General features: G+C 65.0%; 21 protein-coding genes. 13 read left to right on the plus strand and 8 right to left on the minus strand.

What is annotated here, in order from left to right; genetic code table 11:
• Nucleotides 1–41: 41 nt before the first annotated feature.
• Both NFJ07_RS21675 and NFJ07_RS21680 read right to left on the minus strand, forming a co-directional pair.
• Nucleotides 42–659 (minus strand): hypothetical protein, encoded by a 618-nt coding sequence (locus NFJ07_RS21675; RefSeq protein ID WP_269997727.1) that lies wholly within the window; start codon nt 657–659, stop codon nt 42–44.
• 151 nt (nt 660–810) lie between these two features.
• Nucleotides 811–1,260 carry a DUF5997 family protein gene (locus tag NFJ07_RS21680; RefSeq protein WP_269997728.1) on the minus strand — a complete coding sequence of 150 codons (450 nt, stop codon included), beginning with the start codon at nt 1,258–1,260 and terminating at the stop codon, nt 811–813.
• Nucleotides 1,261–1,393: 133 nt separating this feature from the next.
• Between NFJ07_RS21680 and NFJ07_RS21685 the strand changes: the two genes are divergently transcribed.
• The 4 genes from NFJ07_RS21685 to NFJ07_RS21700 all read left to right on the plus strand — a co-directional run bounded on the left by NFJ07_RS21685 (nt 1,394) and on the right by NFJ07_RS21700 (nt 4,686).
• The gene (locus tag NFJ07_RS21685; protein WP_269997729.1) at nt 1,394–2,197 is read left to right on the plus strand and encodes an ABC transporter permease; all 804 of its coding nucleotides are present in this window, start codon (nt 1,394–1,396) and stop codon (nt 2,195–2,197) included.
• A complete protein-coding gene (locus tag NFJ07_RS21690) occupies nt 2,194–3,258 on the plus strand; it encodes a sulfate/molybdate ABC transporter ATP-binding protein (protein WP_269997731.1) in 1,065 nt (354 codons plus the stop codon). Before NFJ07_RS21685 ends, NFJ07_RS21690 begins: the two co-directional genes overlap by 4 nt.
• A 69-nt stretch (nt 3,259–3,327) precedes the next feature.
• Nucleotides 3,328–4,062, plus strand: a complete 735-nt coding sequence (locus NFJ07_RS21695; RefSeq protein WP_442865383.1) for a LysR family transcriptional regulator substrate-binding protein — start codon at nt 3,328–3,330, stop codon at nt 4,060–4,062.
• A 3-nt stretch (nt 4,063–4,065) separates the two neighbouring features.
• A complete protein-coding gene (locus tag NFJ07_RS21700) occupies nt 4,066–4,686 on the plus strand; it encodes a LacI family DNA-binding transcriptional regulator (RefSeq protein ID WP_269997733.1) in 621 nt (206 codons plus the stop codon).
• Between the two features lie 96 nt (nt 4,687–4,782).
• Here the strand turns inward: NFJ07_RS21700 and NFJ07_RS21705 are convergent, their stop codons facing one another.
• The 3 genes from NFJ07_RS21705 to NFJ07_RS21715 all read right to left on the minus strand — a co-directional run bounded on the left by NFJ07_RS21705 (nt 4,783) and on the right by NFJ07_RS21715 (nt 7,744).
• Complete coding sequence (locus NFJ07_RS21705) at nt 4,783–6,282, minus strand: SulP family inorganic anion transporter (protein ID WP_269997735.1); 1,500 nt, start codon at nt 6,280–6,282, stop codon at nt 4,783–4,785.
• 6 nt (nt 6,283–6,288) lie between these two features.
• Nucleotides 6,289–7,392 (minus strand): GTP pyrophosphokinase, encoded by a 1,104-nt coding sequence (locus NFJ07_RS21710; protein ID WP_269997737.1) that lies wholly within the window; start codon nt 7,390–7,392, stop codon nt 6,289–6,291.
• 76 nt (nt 7,393–7,468) lie between these two features.
• Nucleotides 7,469–7,744, minus strand: a complete 276-nt coding sequence (locus NFJ07_RS21715; protein WP_269997738.1) for a hypothetical protein — start codon at nt 7,742–7,744, stop codon at nt 7,469–7,471.
• A gap of 181 nt (nt 7,745–7,925) precedes the next feature.
• Between NFJ07_RS21715 and NFJ07_RS21720 the strand changes: the two genes are divergently transcribed.
• The 6 genes from NFJ07_RS21720 (at nt 7,926) to NFJ07_RS21745 (ending at nt 12,399) form a co-directional block, all read left to right on the plus strand.
• On the plus strand, nt 7,926–8,738 hold the full coding sequence (locus NFJ07_RS21720; RefSeq protein WP_269997739.1) for an alpha/beta hydrolase: 813 nt from the start codon (nt 7,926–7,928) through the stop codon (nt 8,736–8,738).
• A gap of 69 nt (nt 8,739–8,807) precedes the next feature.
• Nucleotides 8,808–9,776, plus strand: a complete 969-nt coding sequence (locus tag NFJ07_RS21725; protein WP_269997741.1) for a carbohydrate kinase family protein — start codon at nt 8,808–8,810, stop codon at nt 9,774–9,776.
• Nucleotides 9,773–10,297 carry a YbhB/YbcL family Raf kinase inhibitor-like protein gene (locus NFJ07_RS21730; protein ID WP_269997743.1) on the plus strand — a complete coding sequence of 175 codons (525 nt, stop codon included), beginning with the start codon at nt 9,773–9,775 and terminating at the stop codon, nt 10,295–10,297. The genes NFJ07_RS21725 and NFJ07_RS21730 overlap by 4 nt, the downstream gene beginning before the upstream one ends.
• A gap of 46 nt (nt 10,298–10,343) precedes the next feature.
• Nucleotides 10,344–11,153 carry an HAD family hydrolase gene (locus tag NFJ07_RS21735; RefSeq protein ID WP_269997745.1) on the plus strand — a complete coding sequence of 270 codons (810 nt, stop codon included), beginning with the start codon at nt 10,344–10,346 and terminating at the stop codon, nt 11,151–11,153.
• A 182-nt stretch (nt 11,154–11,335) separates the two neighbouring features.
• Complete coding sequence (locus NFJ07_RS21740; RefSeq protein WP_078107057.1) at nt 11,336–11,584, plus strand: hypothetical protein; 249 nt, start codon at nt 11,336–11,338, stop codon at nt 11,582–11,584.
• 29 nt (nt 11,585–11,613) lie between these two features.
• Nucleotides 11,614–12,399: a glycerophosphodiester phosphodiesterase family protein gene (locus NFJ07_RS21745; protein WP_269997748.1), complete on the plus strand. Its 786-nt coding sequence runs from the start codon at nt 11,614–11,616 to the stop codon at nt 12,397–12,399.
• On the opposite strand, the gene NFJ07_RS21750 is transcribed toward NFJ07_RS21745, so the two are convergent.
• Nucleotides 12,341–13,630: an RNA polymerase sigma factor gene (locus NFJ07_RS21750; protein ID WP_269997749.1), complete on the minus strand. Its 1,290-nt coding sequence runs from the start codon at nt 13,628–13,630 to the stop codon at nt 12,341–12,343. The genes NFJ07_RS21745 and NFJ07_RS21750 overlap by 59 nt on opposite strands.
• A 7-nt stretch (nt 13,631–13,637) precedes the next feature.
• A complete protein-coding gene (locus tag NFJ07_RS21755; RefSeq protein WP_269997751.1) occupies nt 13,638–13,988 on the minus strand; it encodes a YciI family protein in 351 nt (116 codons plus the stop codon).
• A 132-nt stretch (nt 13,989–14,120) separates the two neighbouring features.
• Here NFJ07_RS21755 and NFJ07_RS21760 point away from each other — a divergent pair, with 132 nt between their 5' ends.
• Together NFJ07_RS21760 and NFJ07_RS21765 are read left to right on the plus strand one after the other, a co-directional pair.
• Nucleotides 14,121–15,263, plus strand: a complete 1,143-nt coding sequence (locus NFJ07_RS21760) for a glycerate kinase (protein ID WP_269997752.1) — start codon at nt 14,121–14,123, stop codon at nt 15,261–15,263.
• Between the two features lie 255 nt (nt 15,264–15,518).
• Complete coding sequence (locus tag NFJ07_RS21765) at nt 15,519–15,983, plus strand: GatB/YqeY domain-containing protein (RefSeq protein ID WP_269997754.1); 465 nt, start codon at nt 15,519–15,521, stop codon at nt 15,981–15,983.
• Nucleotides 15,984–16,103: 120 nt separating this feature from the next.
• On the opposite strand, the gene NFJ07_RS21770 is transcribed toward NFJ07_RS21765, so the two are convergent.
• Complete coding sequence (locus NFJ07_RS21770) at nt 16,104–17,459, minus strand: uracil-xanthine permease family protein (RefSeq protein WP_269997755.1); 1,356 nt, start codon at nt 17,457–17,459, stop codon at nt 16,104–16,106.
• Between the two features lie 188 nt (nt 17,460–17,647).
• Here NFJ07_RS21770 and NFJ07_RS21775 point away from each other — a divergent pair, with 188 nt between their 5' ends.
• Nucleotides 17,648–18,253 carry a malonic semialdehyde reductase gene (locus NFJ07_RS21775; RefSeq protein ID WP_078107055.1) on the plus strand — a complete coding sequence of 202 codons (606 nt, stop codon included), beginning with the start codon at nt 17,648–17,650 and terminating at the stop codon, nt 18,251–18,253.
• Nucleotides 18,254–18,357 lie beyond the last annotated feature (104 nt).

The following is an 18,357-nucleotide window of genomic DNA, read 5'->3' on the forward strand; positions in this document are numbered from 1 at the left end:
CTCCGCCACCACACAGTGCGACCACGCCGAGCGCGATCCAGTTACGGTGCAGAAGCGCCCGCCGCTGCTTCGGCTTCGGCCATCGCCACATCCAACCGCTCGACGGCGCGGGGATAGTCCGTCCCGGCAGTGACGCGGCAGCGCTGGGCTTCCTGCAACGCACGGACCAAGGCGGCGGTTTGCGGAACGTTGACGTCGCTCATGCCGGGGAAGTCGATGCCCTTGGCAGGATCCAGTTCATACCTTTGCCAACGAGCCAGGAGGGCGTCGTGACGGGCTGCCGCTTCCGTGAAACCGCTGCGGTTTTGACGCTTCTGCTCCAGTTTCCGGCCGAGGGCAAATGCGGCAACAGCGGCACCTATGCCGAGGAAGAGCATCAAGAGCCCGACGACGGGCGAGGCCAGCGCGGGGATGACCACCGCGGGGACAATCACCACGAGTCCGGCGAAGATGTTCCAGAAGGTCGCGTCCGGCTCTTTGACCAGGTCCCGATCGCGGTGGCCGAGGGGCCCGGCCAAGGCGACACGTCCGCCGTCGGGGGCTCCGTGGAAGACGGCTTTCCGGACGACGTTGACCGTAAAGGCCACCGCGCACATGAGCAAAATCGCCCACAGCCCGATCTCCCAGACCGTCAGCTGGATTCCAGTTGTGGCGGGCAATCGGACCACCTCCAAGCGAATGCGCACCGCTTTCAAATTCAGTATGCGCCGAGGAAGCCTCGGAGGCGAGAGCCCGATTTGCAGGTAAATGCAGGAAGGCAGAGCACCCTGGCTGGGGTGACCTGCCTTCCTGCGGAAGTCCGGTTGGAGCTTAAGCGTGGTCCCGTTTGGATGCCTTGGGTGCGTCCCGCTTGGCGGAGGCGTTGGACTTGGCTTCCTTCGTAGCTTCCTTTTTGGCAGCGTCTTCCTTGATGCGCTTAGCCTCGGAGCGTACGGCTGCGTGCGTGGCGCGCTCGACGACGAGCCACTGCGGGGGAGCTGCCAGCAGTTCGGTGATTTCCGCCGTCGTGAGGGCCTCGGTGATGCCGCCGCGGGCGAGGCCGCTGATGGAGATATTCAGCTTCTGTGCCACCACGGGACGCGGGTGCGGACCCGTCCGGCGGAGCTCGGCGAGCCACTCCGGGGTGTTGGCCTGGAGCTCGGCGAAATCGGCGCGGGTGATTTCCGAATCCTGGAACTCCTGGGGTGTTGCAGGCAGGTAGATGCCAAGTTTCTTGGCAACGGTGGCCGGCTTCATGGACTGGGAGTTTGCAGAGGTCATGGTTCAAGGGTATCCGCCGCCGCAGGGAAGTGGCACAGACGCTGTTCTAGGATGAATCCATGCCGCACATAAGAGTCGCCGGGGCCGCCCGGAAAGTCCTGGTGACGCAAGCCTCGGCGTACCGTAGGCGTTGATGAACTTCAGCGGGATTCCACGGTGGGTCTATGGCCTTGCGGTAGTGGGCGGCTTGTTCGTCCTCTTGCCGCTGGCTGCCATGGTCGCAAAGGTCAATTGGGGGCAGTTCATCCCGCTGGTGACTTCCGATTCCTCGCTCACGGCGTTGGGGCTCAGCCTCCGTACCTCCGCCGCGAGCACCGCCCTCTGCGTCGTCTTGGGCATCCCCCTTGCGCTTGTGCTTGCCCGCCGGCCCTTCCGCGGGCAGCGGCTCCTCCGTGCCTTCGTCCTCCTGCCCTTGGTATTGCCTCCGGTGGTGGGCGGTATTGCGCTGCTCTACACGTTCGGGCGGCAGGGTCTTCTGGGCAAAAGCCTTGAGCTCGCGGGCATCCAGATCGCCTTTTCGACGACGGCGGTGGTCCTGGCCCAGACTTTCGTCGCCCTGCCGTTCCTAGTGGTCAGCCTTGAAGGCGCTTTGCGGACGGCCGGCAACCGTTACGAAGCTGTTGCCGCGACGCTCGGCGCCCGCCCCACCACCATCCTGCGGCGTGTGACCGTACCTATGGTCCTCCCCGGGCTCGCGTCCGGGGCGGTGTTGTCCTTTGCCCGCAGCCTGGGCGAATTCGGGGCAACGCTGACCTTCGCAGGGAGCTTGCAGGGTGTCACTCGGACCCTGCCGTTGGAGATCTACCTGCAGCGCGAGACCGACGCGGACGCCGCCGTCGCCCTTTCGCTGGTTCTCGTCGCTGTGGCGGTAATCGTCGTCGGGCTGTCTTACCGGCGTCCGCGCCGCGCGGACATTCCTGCGGAGGCGGCCGCGTGAGTTTCCACATCGACGCCACCGTCCGGGCCCGCAACCTGGACGTGTCATTGAGCCTTGGACAAGCGGAAACCGTGGCGATCCTCGGACCCAACGGGGCCGGAAAGTCGACGCTTCTTTCCGTGGCGGCGGGACTCTTGCGGCCCGACGCCGGCTCTGCGCGCCTGGGTGAGCAGGTCCTGTTCAACCTCGACGGCGGCAGCCGGGTATGGACCCCTCCGCATCTTCGCGGTACGGCGCTGTTGGCCCAGGAACCGTTGCTTTTCCCGCACCTGAGCGTCCTGGACAACGTGGCTTTCGGCCCGCGCAGCGCAGGCGCTTCCCGGGCGGAATCACGTGAAACTGCGCGGCACTGGCTTGCCGAAGTCGACGTGATGGAGTTCGCCGGGCGGAAGCCCGGGCAGTTGTCCGGGGGACAAGCCCAGCGTGTTGCGGTGGCCCGTGCGCTGGCGGCCAGTCCCGAGTTGCTGCTCCTTGACGAGCCGATGTCCGCCCTGGACATCCACGCCGCTCCGCACTTGCGCCGGCTCCTCAAACGCGTCCTGTCCGGGCGTCGCGCCCTGATCATTACCCACGACGTCCTGGACGCCCTCATGCTCGCGGACCGCGTGATCGTCATGGAAAGGGGCAGGATTGTGGAGGAGGGCGCCACCCGTGAGGTCTTCAGGCGTCCACGAAGCCAATTCGCCGCGGGCCTGGCCGGGGTGAACCTCATGGCGGGCACAGTCACGGAGGACGGACTCAGGACGTTCGTTACCGCCGAGCTTCCCAGCCTGCATGTCGCGGGACACCTCGATGACGAAGCGGAACCGGGCCAGCCCGGCGTCGCCGCCTTCCCGCCGTCGGCCGTTTCCATCTTCCTGGACGCCGCCCACGGCAGCCCGCGCAACTCTTTCCCGGTTGCAATCACGGATCTTGAACCGCATGGGGACCACATCAGGGTCCGGGCCGGCGATTTGGCAGCGGACATCACGCCCTCTGCGTCCGCCGAGCTGGGACTGGAACCCGGCTCGCGCGTCCACTTTGTGGTCAAGGCCACGGCGGTCCAGGTGTACGCGGCGTAGCTTTGGCCGGCGCTACGTTGGCTACCGCGTGCGCGGTACTGTGAACTGGTGCCATCCGATCAAGAATCCGTGCCCACCGTCGGCGTCCCCGACGCTTCCGACGCTGAAACAAGCGGCCCCCAGGGGCTTACTTTCGCTTACGTCGCCGGCGTGACGCCCGGGAAATGGATCCGGCGCTGGGAAGAGCGCATGCCCGATGTTCCGCTGCACTCGTTCATGTCCGACGACGGCGCGCAGTTGGAGGTTCTGCGCGATGGTTCGGCGGATCTCAGCTTTGTGCGCTTGCCAGTGGATCGCGATGGACTCCACGTCATTCCGCTCTACGAAGAGCAGCCCATGGTGGTGGCCCCGAAAGGACACGAAATCTCGGTGTTCGAAGAGGTGGCGCTGGCGGATCTCGCGGAGGAGAACTTCCTGGATGTCGCCGAGATGGGCGGGCCGGAGATGGCCATGCAGGTGGTGGCCTCGGGTGCCGGTCTCGTGATCCTGCCGATGTCCGTGGCCCGGCATTTCAACGTCAAGGACACAGTGGCCCGTCGCCTGACCGGGGCCGAAGGTACGCAGATCGCCCTTGCCTGGCCGAGTGACTCCACCAGCGAGGTCATCGAGGAATTCATTGGCATTGTCCGTGGCCGGACCGCGCAGAGCTCGCGGCAGCCTTCGGCGCAGCTAGAGAAGCCTAAGAAGGCGCCCAAGCCGGACCGGCGCGGCACCGGCGCCAAAAAGCCAGCGGTGGCCCAGCGCTATGCGCCGAACCCGGACAAGGGCCGGGGCAAGGGCTCCCGCAAGAAAGGAAAGCGCTAGGCCATGGGACTTGGAGCGAAGCCGACCATCCGGGACGTCGCCAAGAGCGCCGGCGTTTCCCTCACCACGGTGTCCTATGTCTTGTCCGGGCGCCTCGGTGGCACCACCCGCATAAGCGAAGCGACACAAGAGCGTGTCCAAACCGCGGCCAAGGAACTGGGTTACGTACCGAACCAGGCGGCCCGCGGAATGCGCCGAGGCAAGACCGACCTGGTGGCGATTGCCATTGGCGACCTGGAATGGCCGTGGGACCGGGCCTTGGCAACGGCCGCGGCACGCATTCTGCCCCAGCACGGCTACCTGCCCGTGATCCTCATCGGAGAAGGGTGGCGGCGGTTCATGCTCTCCGGCGGTGCCGACGGCGCCATCATCGGGGCACTACCGCCCGGCACGCTTCTTGACCTCACGGTGGGCGAGCTGGCCCGGCGTGGAGTAGCCCAAGTCATCATTTCGGACACCATGCAGCCTGCCGGCTTCGATGTCCTGGCACCTGGTTCCGCGGGCGGGACTCCGGAACCGGAAGCCCTCGAAGGCGCCATCACCCTGCTTCTGGACCGGCTCGCCGGGCGTACCATTGGCGCGGGAACCACCAAGGCCGCGCCTTGGGAGTTCAAGGCTCCGTAGGGCCCAACTGACTCGCAGTTGTTGTCGTTTTGGCGGCTCTTAACGACATCTAATGCGAGTCAGTTGGGGCCGTGCTGGTTGGGTGAGCCGGCGACGTTAGCCTCCGTTGAGCTTGCCTGCCAGCCGTTCGCGCATCCGAACGCTCGCCGCGTTGAGGCCAACCAGCTGCACCTCTCGGCCGTGTCTGCGGTATTTCTCGGTTACGGAATCCAGTACGGCGACGGTGGAAGCATCCCAGATGTGCGAGGCGTGAAGGTCGATGACCACATGGTCGATTCCCTCCGAGGAATCCTTCGCATAGTCGAACTGAGTGTAGAGGTCATTGGAGGAGGCGAAGAACAACTCGCCATCCACCGCGTAGCTGGCCACGGTCCGGCCGTTGAGCTCGAGTTCGCTCCGCTCCACCGTGGCGAAATGGGCCACTCGACGGGCAAACAGCACCATGGCCGTGAGGACGCCGGCTCCTACCCCGATGGCCAGGTTGTGCGTCGCCACCACCACGGCCACCGTCACGAGCATGACGCCGGTCTCGGACTTCGGGAGTCGCTTGAGCGTGGTGGGCCGGATCGAATGCCAGTCAAAGGTGATGAGGGAAACGAAGATCATCACAGCCACCAAAGCGGCCATGGGAATCATGCCCACCACGTCCCCGAGCGCCACTACAAGGACCAGTAGGAACGCTCCGGCCAGGAACGTCGACAGCCGGCTGCGGGCACCCGAACCCTTCACATTGATCATCGTCTGGCCAATCACGGCGCAGCCGCCCAAGCCACCCAGGAAACCGGTGATGATGTTGGCAATGCCCTGGCCCCATGAGACCCGGGTCTTGTTGGAGCGGGTGTCCGTGATGTCGTCCACGAGCTTGGCCGTCATGAGCGACTCGAGCAGGCCCACGAGCGCCATAGACAGGGCGAACGGGGCAATCGTCTGGAAGGTCTCCCAGGTCAAAGGCACGTTGGGCAGGAAGAAACCGGGAAGACTGTTGGGGAGTTCGCCCTTGTCATGCACCGTAGGAACATTGATCCCGGCCAGCACCGTGAAGACGGTGAGGGCGACGACCGCCACCAATGGCGCGGGCACCGCCGTCGTGATTCTGGGTAACCCGAAGACGATCAAGAGCCCCACGGCCACAATCGGGTAGACCATCCACGGAACGCCGATGAGCTCAGGCAACTGCGCCGTGAACACCAGAATGGCCAAGGCATTCACGAATCCGATCATCACCGAACGCGGAATAAAGCGCATGAGCCGCGTGACGCCCAGGACCGCCAGAACGATCTGGAAGACCCCAGCCAGGATGACCGTGGCAATCAAGTAGTTGAGCCCGTGATCCTTCATGACGGGGGCAATCACGAGCGCGACGGCGCCCGTGGCTGCGGAAATCATGGCGGGCCGGCCACCTACGATCGCGGTGGTGACTCCCATCGTGAAGGACGCGAAGAGCCCGATCCGTGGATCCACGCCGGCAATCACGGAGAACGCGATGGCCTCTGGAATGAGCGCAAGCGCCACCACCAAGCCAGCCAACGCTTCCGTCTTTAGCCTGCGGGGCGAGCGCAGGGTGAAACGGAGGGACTGGAGCTGCTCGGGTGTCATGGGTCCTTAGCTGTTGGTCAGGCGGTACCGCTCAATCTGCTTGAGACGCCGCTGGAGGCTGTCCCGCCGGGGGTGGGGGACGACGTCGGGCGCCTCAGCGGTGAGGTCGATGTGTTCAGTGCCGTACTGCCATAGCAGGAGGTCATCCAGGAGGCGGTCCGGTCCGGGGGAGTAACGGTGGTCCAGGGCTTTGCGGACCTCGGTGATCCGGTTGGCGCTGAGGAGTCCGGCGAGTTCCACGGTCTTGTTCAGTCCGTGGGCCGCAAGGAGCTCCGCAGCCCAACCCCAGTCGTCATCAACTTTACGGTCAACATGCGGAAGCAGCGTCCTCCAAACGTCCCGCACACGGTTGGGCGTGAGGGGCATGGAACCTTCGCCATCGAGATCCCAGTAGCCGCGGACTTCCTCGTAGCGTTCGTGGAGGTCGGCGAAGGCGCTCTCCACGGTTTCCAGCATTGCCGCTGTGGCGGTGAACTGGCGGTCGAAGTGCGGCGTCCAGGCGCGCGGATCCTCAGCCTTGAAGCGGATGTCGTGTTCGATCTCGCTCCAGGCGTGCGCAAAAACCGTACGGATCTGGCATTCGAAGAAGTAGCTGCCATTGGGCGGAATGTCCGGATTGAAGGCTTGCTGATATGCCTTCACGGACTCGTTCTGGATGGTGCGGAGGATGAGGTGGCGGCTCGAATATCCGTAGGTGCCGGACTCGATGGAGCCGATGTCCTTCTCAAGGTCGCCGCGGCAATCGAAAAGCTGGCGCTGGCGCTTGATCAAGTTGGCAACCGCGGCGTTCTCGGCCGGAAGCTTGGTGATGACGCGCAGCCCCACCATGTCGTTCAAGGTCCGGAACGGGTCCGGGAACTTCAGCACACGCGGGCCGCCCTCCAGGGGCACCTCGGTGCGGGAAATCTTCTCCCGGAAAGATTCGACCGTCTTGGTGCGTCCGGTGACGAAGAGGGGAACGGACTCGCTGTCCTTGAGCATGTCCCGCAGGGTCAACAGGACGTCGCGGGTGACGAGTTTCAGGGCAGGCCGGACGCGTTCGTAGAGCTCCACATTCGCCTGTACTGATTCGCGCAGCCGAGGATCCAAGCTGTCCCAATTGCTAGCCATGCCTCCAGCTTACGGGGGAGGGCCGACAGTGAAGCGGAGCCGGCCCGCACCAGCGAAATGGGAGTTAGACCAGGCCTTAGTGATGCGACACCTGGAAGCAGGCAACATCGTATTGGGAATTGGTGGAGTAGTGCTGTCCTCCCACGCCGCCGTTGATGCTGTTGATACCTGGTTCATTGAAAGGCGATCCTGGGCTGTTGGCGGCGTTGCCCGGGGTGTTTGGTTCGAGGGATTGACAGGACTGATTAGGCTTTCCAGTTCCAGGCGGGTTTGCCGCCGACGCTGGCGAAGCGACAGCCAGCACGCTCAAAGTCAATGCCACAAGAACCGACGCGGAGATACGACGGATCATTGAAATCACCTCCGGGTAAAGAAGCTTTCCCGCGAAAATACGGGAGCGAAGCGAGGGTAGCGCTTCACCCCTGAGGGTACGCTCGGGCAGTGGCTTCAGGAAGGCTCCCAGTTGATCCTCAGACCATCGTTCCCGCTACGCACCGCTCCTCCGCGATAGGCTCGGCACAAAGGAGGACACGATGAAGCGGCACAAGTACTACTACGGCGAGCATTCCAGTCAATGGGGCGAGCTGTTCGTACCAGACAATTCGCTGCAGCCACACCGCAGTCGACCCGACGGAGTGGTGGTGGTGATCCACGGAGGCTATTGGCGCTCCCAGTACGGCGCGGAACTCGGTGAGCCAATTGCCCGGGACCTCGCTGCGCATGGAATTGCGGCCTGGAACCTTGAGTACCGGAGGGCGGGAAACGGCGGGGGCTGGCCGCATACGTTCGAAGATGTCCTCGATGGGATCGACCATCTGGGCGAGATTGCCGGCAAGCATGAGCTCAATCTGGACAAAGTCGTGGCACTGGGACACTCCGCAGGCGGCCATCTCGCGGTCTGGGCAGCCGGGCGGGAAAAGCTCTCCAGGATCGGCGCCCCGGACGCCGACCGGCAGCTCCATCGGCATGACAACGGCGCGGCAGTGCGGCTCACCGGCGTCGTGAGCCAATCGGGTCTGCTGAACCTGGCGGACGCCGAGCGGCTCAACCTGAGCAACGGCGCCGTCGACAACCTGATGGGTGGCGACTCGGTAAGATACCCCAAACGGCATATCTATGCGGACCCCATGAGTTCGCTCCCTATCGCCGTCCCGGTCTTTGCCGTCCACGCTGCTGCGGACGAGGATGTCCCGTGCAGCCAGTCCGAGGCTTACGTTGCCGCGTCCACCGCTTCCGGAGGCGCGGCCCAGTTCCTCAAGGTGCCGGGCGACCACTTCGACCTGATCGACCCCAGGGCGGTTGCGTACAAGAAGTGCCGGGAGTTGGTGCAGCGGCTGCTGGTGTGACGGTTTGCCGACAAAGTCACCGGCTGTCATCGCGAGACGCGCACCACATCCGCGTGGCAGAGTTGTCCCATGCTGACAGTCATAGGTGAAGCGCTGGTTGATGTCGTCCAGCGTTCCTCGGGAGTCGACGCCCACGTGGGCGGCAGTCCGCTCAACGTTGCCGTGGGTCTGGCCAGGCTGGACCACGCCGTGCAGTTCATCGGCCGCTTCGGCAAGGACGCCTACGGGGACTCGATCGCGGCCCATCTGCGCTCCAGTTCCGTCATGGTTCCGCTGCCGCCGGACGAGGGTCCCACCAGTGTGGCCACCGCCTTGATCGACGACGACGGCGCTGCCAGCTACACCTTCGACCTCGCGTGGGAGCTTCCCGGGCTCGCCGCGCGCTTGCCTTTCATGCTTCAGGGGACATCGCTCCTGCACACGGGCTCCATTGCCACCATGTTGGAGCCAGGTGCTGCGGATGTCCTTGCCGCCGTCGAGCATGCCCATCCGAACGCGACCATTAGCTTCGATCCCAACTGCCGGCCCAGCATCATCAAGGATCGCGACTATGCGCGCGCCCAGGTAGAGCGTTTCGTGGCGCTAGCCGACGTGGTCAAGGCATCCGACGAGGACCTTGAGTGGCTCTATCCCGGCGTCGACGTCTTGGAATCGGCCCGGCGCTGGCTGGGCCTGGGCGGCAGTGGGGGACCCGCCGTCGTGGTGGTCACGCGCGGCGCGGACGGCCCCTGGGGCGTCACGGCCGCGGGCGAGGCCCGGGTGGACGCCCCAAAGATAGAGGTGGCAGATACGGTGGGCGCGGGCGATTCCTTCATGGCCGCGCTCCTCTCGGGGATCGTTGACCACGGACTGGCAGGGGCACAAAACCGCGACGAACTGCACGCCATGCCCGCCGAAGTGCTCGAGGGGATCCTCAACCATGCGGCGCGCGCGGCGGCAATCACGGTCTCCCGGCCGGGCGCGAACCCGCCGACCCGTGCCGAACTCAACGCCCTGGGCGTCCCGGAGTCCGGGGCAAGCGTCGAAAGGCAGCCATGAGCTACGCAGACCTTCCAGATGTCCCATCCTTCGATGTCGCCAGCAAGTCGCTCAAGGACGGTGACACACTCAGCAGCGCCCAGACGAGCAAGCGCTTTGGCGTGGCCGGCGGCAAGGACGAATCCCCCCAGTTGAGCTGGGGCGGAGCCCCGGCGGGCACCAAGGGTTACGTCGTCACCGTCTTCGACCCCGATGCCCCGAGGGCCGGTGGTTACTGGCACTGGGCGGTGGTCAGCATCCCCGCCGGGACGAACTCCTTGCCGGCTGGCGCGGGCGTTCAGGGCGGTCCGCACTTGCCGGCCGGAGCGCTTCAACTAAAGAACGACGCCGGTTTCCCCGGTTATCTGGGGGCTGCGCCTCCGCCTGGGCATGGCCCGCACCGGTACATTGTGGCCGTGCACGCCGTCGACGTCGAAGAACTCGGTCTCGACGCCGGTGCCTCCACGGAAGCGCTCGTCCGCAAGCTGGTTTCACACACGGTGGGCCGGGCCGTCATCACGGGCCACTTCGAGCGGCGTTAGCTTTGGGGCGAAGTCGACGGCGGCCGCCCCCACGTAGACTGACATAATGCGGCTCGTAGCAAGTGACATTGACGGCACCATCCTTGGACATGACGGCAAGATCAGCAGCCGCACTATCCGCGCATTCCATGCTTGCCGTGACGCTGGCATTGAGGTGGTGTTCGTGACAGGGCGGCCGCCGCGCTGGCTCTACCCGCTCCGCGAGCAGATCGGCCACAGCGGCATCGTTATTTGCTCCAACGGGGCCGTGGTGTGGGACCTTGAAGCGGAGAAGCTGATTTCGGCCAATGCCTTGAGCATCGAGTCTTTGCTCGAGGCCCGCCGGATCATCAAGCAACTCCGGCCCGACGCCTTGTTCGCGGCCGAAACACTCACGGGATTCCACCTCGAGCCCGGGTTCATCGAGAACGAGACCAGTGAGCTACTGGCGGAGTTCACCCCCACTTGGCTGGATGGAACGCTGACCGCGGACGACGCCGTCGTAAAGTTCCTTGCCGTGACGCGCAGCGGCACTCCGGATGATTTCCTGGCAGAGGTCCAGCCCGCCGTCGCGCATCTCGTGGAAACCACCCACTCCGCTCCGCGGACGGCACTCCTGGAAATGTCCGCCCCCGGTATCAACAAAGCCGTGACACTCGCCGAATATGCGGCATCCCGGGGTATCGACGCCGCGGATGTGGTGGCTTTCGGTGACATGCCCAACGACGTCGAGATGCTGCGCTGGGCGGGCGACGGTTACGCGATGGCCAGCGGCCATCCTGAGGCGATCAACGCCGCCGGCCAGCAAGCCCCGCATTTCGATGACGACGGCGTGGCCCAGATTCTCGAGGCAAAGCTCGCTTCCCTGCGGGTGTAGCGGGACTTTCGCCTGGTTTTCCGCCCCAACTGACTCGCAGTTGACGTCGTTTTCAGGCCTCTAAACGACAACAAATGCTAGTTGGTTGGGACCGCTCACCCATTACACAGCTTCAGTCCAACTGCCGTTCAACTACTCCCCGTAGGCTCTTGCCATATTCGATGCCGATCACAGGGGACATGATGGCCAAGAGGAAGACGACGGGGTGGCCCGAGGCCCCGGTTCGCCGCGCAGTGCCGGCTGAACATTGGAAGCAGTTGCGCCGCGGAGACCGCGTGAGCGTCAAGCTCGCGCCCGGGTTTGAGAACCCCGGCCAGGTGGACGCCGTTTCGAGTGACCACAGCGTGGTCTGGGTAAACCTCGACGGCGGCCGCGGCCGCACACTGGTGCACTGCGGCGACGGCGTGGAGATCGTCCCGCAGGAATCCTGACCGGGTCGCGGGCGGGTTACGCTACCCGTGTGAGCTCGCACTTGCCCTTCTTCAGTCGCCCGGACGGACAATCCGCTCCGCTTGCCTTCGCGCACCGCGGATTTTCACCGGATGGCCTTGAGAACTCTGCCTCGGCATTCAAGGCGGCGCTTGAGCTCGGATTCACCCATCTTGAAACCGACGCCCGCACCACTGCCGACGGTGTGGTGCTCCTTTTCCACGACGACACCCTGGACCGTGTCACAGACGCCCACGGCCCCATCTCCAGCATGAGCGCTGCCGAGGTCGCCAAGGCCCGCATAGGCGGCCGCGAAGCAATTCCCCTCCTGGCAGACGTCCTGACGGAATTCCCCGAGGCGCGGCTGAACGTCGACGTCAAGGATTGGCACACCGTCAAGGCCCTCGCCGGGGTCATTGAACAACTCGATGCCCATGACCGCGTTCTGATCGCGAGCTTCTCCGACCGCCGTCGTCGAGCGGTCCTGCGCCTGCTTCGCCGCCGAACGGCGTCTTCAGCTGGAATCGCCTGCAACGCAGCCTTCACTCTTCTGGGGCCGCTTCTTCCAGAGCGTTGGCTGCGGAAGATCCTGCACGACGTCGATGCCCTCCAAGTGCCGGTCCGCTACGGACCCCTGACGGTAGTGACGCCCGGTTTCCTGCTGCGCGCGCATCGGCTTGGGCTGCAGGTTCACGTCTGGACGGTCAACGATTCCGCCGAGATGTCCAGGCTGCTGGATATGGGTGTGGACGGCCTGGTCACCGACCGTGCTGATCGTCTGAAGTTGGTGCTGCAAGGCCGGCGCCAGTGGTGGTGAGCGCGCGGGCGCGCGCTTCAAGGAAGTCTCGCTCGGCGTCGTTGTCGGTGCGCTCCCGCGCTGCCCGGTAGGCGGCGACAGCCTCTGTGTTGCGGCCTTGGCGCCGCAGCAGATCCGCGCGCACGGCGTGAAACAGGTAGTAGTTTCCCAGTTCAAGGACGTCGACGGCGGCAAGCCCCGCGGCGGGTCCTTCCACCTCCGCGAGGGCAACGGCCCGGTTCAAAGCGACCACTGGCGTCGGCTCCATGGCCAGGAGTTGCCCGTACAGCGCCAGGATTTGGCGCCAATCGGTGTCCGTGGGCTGTGCGGCGTCGCTGTGCACCGCGTTAATGGTGGCTTGCAATTGGTACGGGCCGGGCTGGTTTCTCTTCAAGCATTGCCGGACCAAGAGTTGTCCTTCGGCAATCAGCTCCCTGTCCCAGAGTCCGCGGTCCTGGTCCGAGAGGAGCATCAGGCCGCCGTCGGAAGTTGTCCGGGCTGCGCGGCGGGCATTAAGCAGAAGCATGAGGGCCAAGAGCCCTTTGGCTTCGGGCTCATCGGGCATGAGTTCCATGATGAGCCTGCCCAGGCGTACGGCCTCGCGGCAGAGATCTTCGCGCACGAGCCCGGCCCCCGAACTTGCCGTGTAGCCCTCGTTGAAGACGAGGTAGACGACGGCCAGCACGGACTTCAAGCGCTCCGGAAGCTCGGCCCCGCTCGGTACCCGGTAGGGGATGTGGGCGTCGCGGATCTTGCCCTTTGCGCGCACCAGGCGCTGGGCCATGGTTGGCTCGGGGACGAGGAAAGCGTGGGCGATTTCGGCGGTGGTGAGCCCGCCCAGGAGCTTGAGTGTCAGCGCCACCTGCGCGGCCCGGTTGATGGCGGGGTGGCAACACGTAAAGATCAGCCGGAGCTGGTTGTCCTGCACGGTATCCACCTCGATTCCGTCGGTTTCATCGCCGTGTTCATCGCCCTGTTCATCGCCGTGCAGAAGGGCGGCCTGGGCGATTTTCTCCCTGCCGGATGCCTCGCGGCGGAGCCGGTCGATGGCGCGGTTGCGGGCGGTAGTGATGATCCAGCCGGCCGGGCTTGGCGGAAGCCCGGCATCAGGCCATCGGGCTAAGGCCTCGGTGAAGGCGTCCTGGACCGCGTCTTCAGCGGCATCGATGCTGCCCAAAACGCGGACCAGGACCGCCACGGAGCGTCCATACTCTTCGCGGAATATTTGTCCGATCTCCGAAATATGGACCATGGGGAAACTATTCCCGGTAGCCCGCGAACGGCCGAACCTCGATAGGCAGCGTGGTGGCTTGGGCGGCTTTGCGTCCCCAGCCAAGCGCCACGTCCAGGTCCGGGGCCTCGATCACCCACAGGCCGCCCACGTGTTCCTTGGCCTCTGCGAAGGGGCCGTCCGTGGTGAGTATTTCGCCGGAGTTCACGCGCACAACCGTGGAGGAGCTGGCGGGGTGCAGGCCACCCGTGAAAACCCAGGCGCCGGCGTCGCGCATTTCCTGGTTCAGGACGTCAAGATCGGCCATGATCTTGTTGAGGACTTCGGGTTCCGGGATGGGTCCGTCGGGCTGGTAGATGCTGAGCAGATAGCGTGACATGACTGTTCCTCCTTGGGATGTGGCGCCGGCACCTTGCCCGCGTCTCACCCTCTATACGAACGGCGTGGGCTGTTTTCGACATCTCCGTGCACGAATCTGCGAAAAGCTTAGCCCCGCTGGCAGGATGGGAGCATGCGCATCCTGATTGCTCCGGACAAGTTCAAAGGTTCCCTCACCGCCGCCGAAGCAGCCTCGGCGATGGCCGAAGGGGCATTGCGCGTCTATCCGGACGCCGTGGTGACGCAGTTTCCCATCGCCGACGGGGGCGAGGGAACACTGGAAGCGGCCGTGGCGGCAGGCTACGAAGAGCGCATCAACGCCGTCGTCGGCCCCATTCTCAAACCAGTGGGCGCCGCGTGGGCCATCCGGCAAAATGCTTTCGGCGGAGCCACCGCGGTGATCGAAACAGCGCAAGCGTCCGGATTGGCACACATGGAGCCGACGCCCGAAAACGCCTTGCGCGCCCACAGCTACGGTTGCGGCCAGCTCATCGCCGCGGCCCTTGACGCCGGAGCCACCGAGATTGTGCTCGGCGTGGGCGGTTCCGCGATGTCCGACGGCGGCAGCGGCGCCCTGCGTGCGCTCGGGCTCAAGCCCCTGGACGCGGCCGGGAATGTGGTTCCGCTCGGCGGAGGCTCGCTCGCCGACGTCGTGTCCCTCGACGTCTCCGGGCTGGATCCGCGCCTGACCGCTGTGAGGTTCCGGATCGCCGTCGACGTCCAGAATCCGCTCTTTGGCAGCGACGGCGCTGCGCATGTTTTCGGCCCGCAGAAGGGCGCGGACGAGGACGCGGTGGAACTGCTCGACGCCGGCCTGCGCAACTGGGCGTCCCTGCTGCGCGAGACGGGCGGACACGACGTCAACGTTCCCGGCGCCGGAGCGGCTGGCGGATTCCCGGCGTCGTTCTTGGCCTTCACCCAGGCGACGCTGGAAGGTGGGTTCGCACTCGTGGCGGGACTGACAGGGCTTCCCGAACAGCTCGGCGGCGCGGACCTGGTGATCACCGGCGAAGGCTCCATGGACTCGCAGTCGCTGACAGGCAAGGCACCCATAGCTTTGGCCGATTCGGCTCACGGCCACGGCATTCCCGTGATTGTGGTGGCCGGCAGGATCCTGGTGACGCCCGAGGAACTGGCCGGTCACGGAGTAGTGGCTGCGGCGCAGTTGCTCGACGTTGCGCAGCGCAAGAACGGACTGCCCGACGCCGACGACGCCGTGGCGAATGCCGCCAAGTACCTCGCCTGGGTCACGAGCCAGGTGCTCGAAGGGGTCTAAGCTCCGGTCCACCAAGGGACATGCGATCCGTTGGCTGCGAGGGATGGACATAGTGCGAATATGTCCACTCCTGAGTGCGTGGAGGGGGCATGCTCAAAGGGGCTGGACGGCGTCACCGGGCAGATAATTAACGTACAAAGCATGGCTCTGACTTCTGCCATGCACCTACGATGTGACGACCCCGCCCGGGACGCCGTCACCGCCTGCCGGGCTGGCAGCCGGCCAGCACGGCACCATCGAATCGAGGAGCACACCATGTCCACCTTGAAAGAGCGGCTGCACGCAGACGTCGTCAGCCATATGAAGGATGGCAACCGCATCGCCCTGAACGCCACACGCAACGTCCTCAGCGAGATCGACACCCGCGAGAAAGCCGGCCAGGCGCCCATCCACTTGGACGACGCCCAGATCACGGCCATGTTGCAGAAGGAGGCTTCCCAGTATCACGAGGTCGCCCGCCTTTACGAGGAGGCCGGCGAGCCCGAGCGTGCCGCCACGGAGATCGCGGATGCCGAGGTCATCGAGGCCTACCTGCCGGAAGCGCTGATCGCCGCAGAAGTCGAGTCCATTGTTGACGAGACCATCGCCTCACTGAGGGCCGACGGCGTGGAGTTGAGCCTGATGCACATGGGCTATGTCATGAAGCCGGTCACTGAAAAGGTCGCTGGCCGCTTCGACGGCAAGGCGGTCAGTGAGATCGTCCGCAAGCGCCTCTCGTAGCAAAAAGGACGGGTAGCGCCTGTATGGCTCCGAACCCACTTGGGAGCATGCTCCCCGTTGGTCACGAGCAATGGACATAGTGCCAATATGTCCATTGGTTGCCGCTAGAAGGGGGCATGCTCAGGGCTTCTTCTTCCCCGCCCTCTTCGCCGCGGCGTTCATCGCGGCCTTCGCCGCCGGGGGTAGCCCTGCCGTCTCCATCTCCGGCTCGGCAACCGTCCCCCGCCAACGGGCCAGGCCCTTCATGCCGTGGTAGACCACCAAAGCAGCGGCCGAACCCAAAGCGATGCCCGTGAACTTCAGTTCGCCGATGGTCCAGGTGTAATCGGCAATCCCGATAATCAAAGCAACGGCGGCCGTGGTCAGGTTGATGGGGTTGGAGAAGTTGACCTTGTTCTGCACCCAGATCTTCACGCCCAGGACGCCGATCATCCCGTAAAGCATCGTCGCGGCGCCGCCCAGCACGCCAGCGGGAACGGTGGCAATCAGTTCGCCGAACTTGGGCGAGAAACTCAGGAGGATGGCGAAGGCACCGGCAACCCAGTAGGCCGCCGTCGAGTAGACCTTCGTGGCTGCCATGACGCCGATGTTCTCGGCATACGTCGTGGTTCCGGAGCCGCCGCCGAATCCGGCGAGGACCGTCGCGACGCCGTCGGCCATCAACGCGCGGCCGGAGACGTCGTCGAGGTTGCGTCCAGTCATCGCGGCCACGGACTTCACGTGGCCCACGTTTTCGGCAACGAGCACCAAGACAACCGGCACGAACAAGCCCACGACGCCGAGGTGGAACTCGGGAGCCTGGAAGTGCGGCAGGCCGATCCACGAGGCCGAGTCCATCTTGGAGTAGTCCACTTCGCCGCGCGTCATGGCGGTGAAGTAGCCCACCACCACGCCCACCAGGATGCTCAGGCGGCCCAGAATTCCGCGGAAGAGGACGCTCACCAGGATGATCGTCACCAGCGTCACGAGGGCGGTGACCGGGGCCTTGTCGAAGTTCGCTTTTGCGGCGGGTGCCAAGTTCAGTCCGATCAGGGCCACGATTGCGCCCGTGACGATAGGCGGCATCGTCCGGTTGATCCACTCGGCGCCGAACTTCTGCACCACTGCGCCGACAAGCGCCAGTACGGCGCCGGCAAGCACCACTCCGCCCAGCGCGCCGGGAATGCCGAACTGCTGCTGGGACGCCAGGATGGGGGCGATGAAGGCAAAGCTCGAACCAAGGTAGCTGGGTACGCGGCCCTTGGTGATGACCAGGAACAGCAGGGTGCCGATGCCGGAAAAGAGCAGCGTGGTGGCCGGTGGCATGCCCGTGATGATGGGCACCAGGAAGGTGGCTCCGAACATCGCGACGACGTGCTGCATGCCGACGCCGATGGTCAGCGGCCACGCCAGCCGCTCCTCGGGTGCCACCACGTGTCCCGGCCGGATCGTCTTGCCGTTGCCGTGCAGCTTCCATTTGGTTCCGAGCATGCTCATCGACGGGAGCCTTCCCTGAAAGTTGTGATTGTCCGGGTGCAACCTTACCGCCCGGACGGGCTGCCGATTCCGCTGTGTGGAACGTCACGTGGCTTCACGGGAAGAGGCGAGGGGAAGTTGAAGTTGCAACCATGGAAAGCATTAGCGCCCGGCCGTCCATGGCTGCGGGCACAGCGAAAGGTACGCGAATGACGATCGCCCATGAAGAAGCAGTGATTGACGCCGCAGCAGTCGACGCCATCTTTGCCGAAGCCCGCACTGCAAACTCCTTTGCCGGTGAGGTCTCCGAGGAGCAGGCACAGGCCATCTACGAACTGACCAAGTTCGGCCCGACGGCGTTCAACTCCCAGCCGCTGCGCGTCACCTACGTCCGTTCGGACGAGGCCCGCGCCAAGCTCGTCGAGACCCTCTCTCCGGGCAACAAGGCCAAGACCGCCTCTGCTCCGCTGGTCGCCGTGCTCTCCTACGACACCGCCTGGCACGAGCAGTGGGACAAGTTCCTCCCGGTCTACTCCGCCCCGAAGGCCATGTACGACGCCAACCCTGAGTTCACCGCAACCACGGGCAACAACAACGCCCACCTGCAGGCCGGCTACTTCATCCTCGCCGTCCGCTCCCTCGGCTTTGCTGCCGGCCCCATGACCGGTGCCGACTTCGCTGCGATCGACGCCGAGTTCTTCCCGGCCGGGGACCAGAAGAGCTTCCTCGTGGTCAACATCGGCCAGCCGGGCCCGGACGCTTTCGGCGAAGCCAAGCCGAAGTTCGCCTACGAGGACGTCGTCCGCACCGTCTGACGCTCGCTCACCTTTAAGGCCCTTTTCCCCTGTGTGTCAGGCTCTTGTGTGACAGGTTTTTCTGTTGGCCGGAGTCCGGCGTGTGGGGTGGGGAAGGTCCATGA

This window comes from Arthrobacter sp. B2a2-09, from assembly GCF_027587375.1.
Lineage (GTDB): Bacteria > Actinomycetota > Actinomycetes > Actinomycetales > Micrococcaceae > Arthrobacter.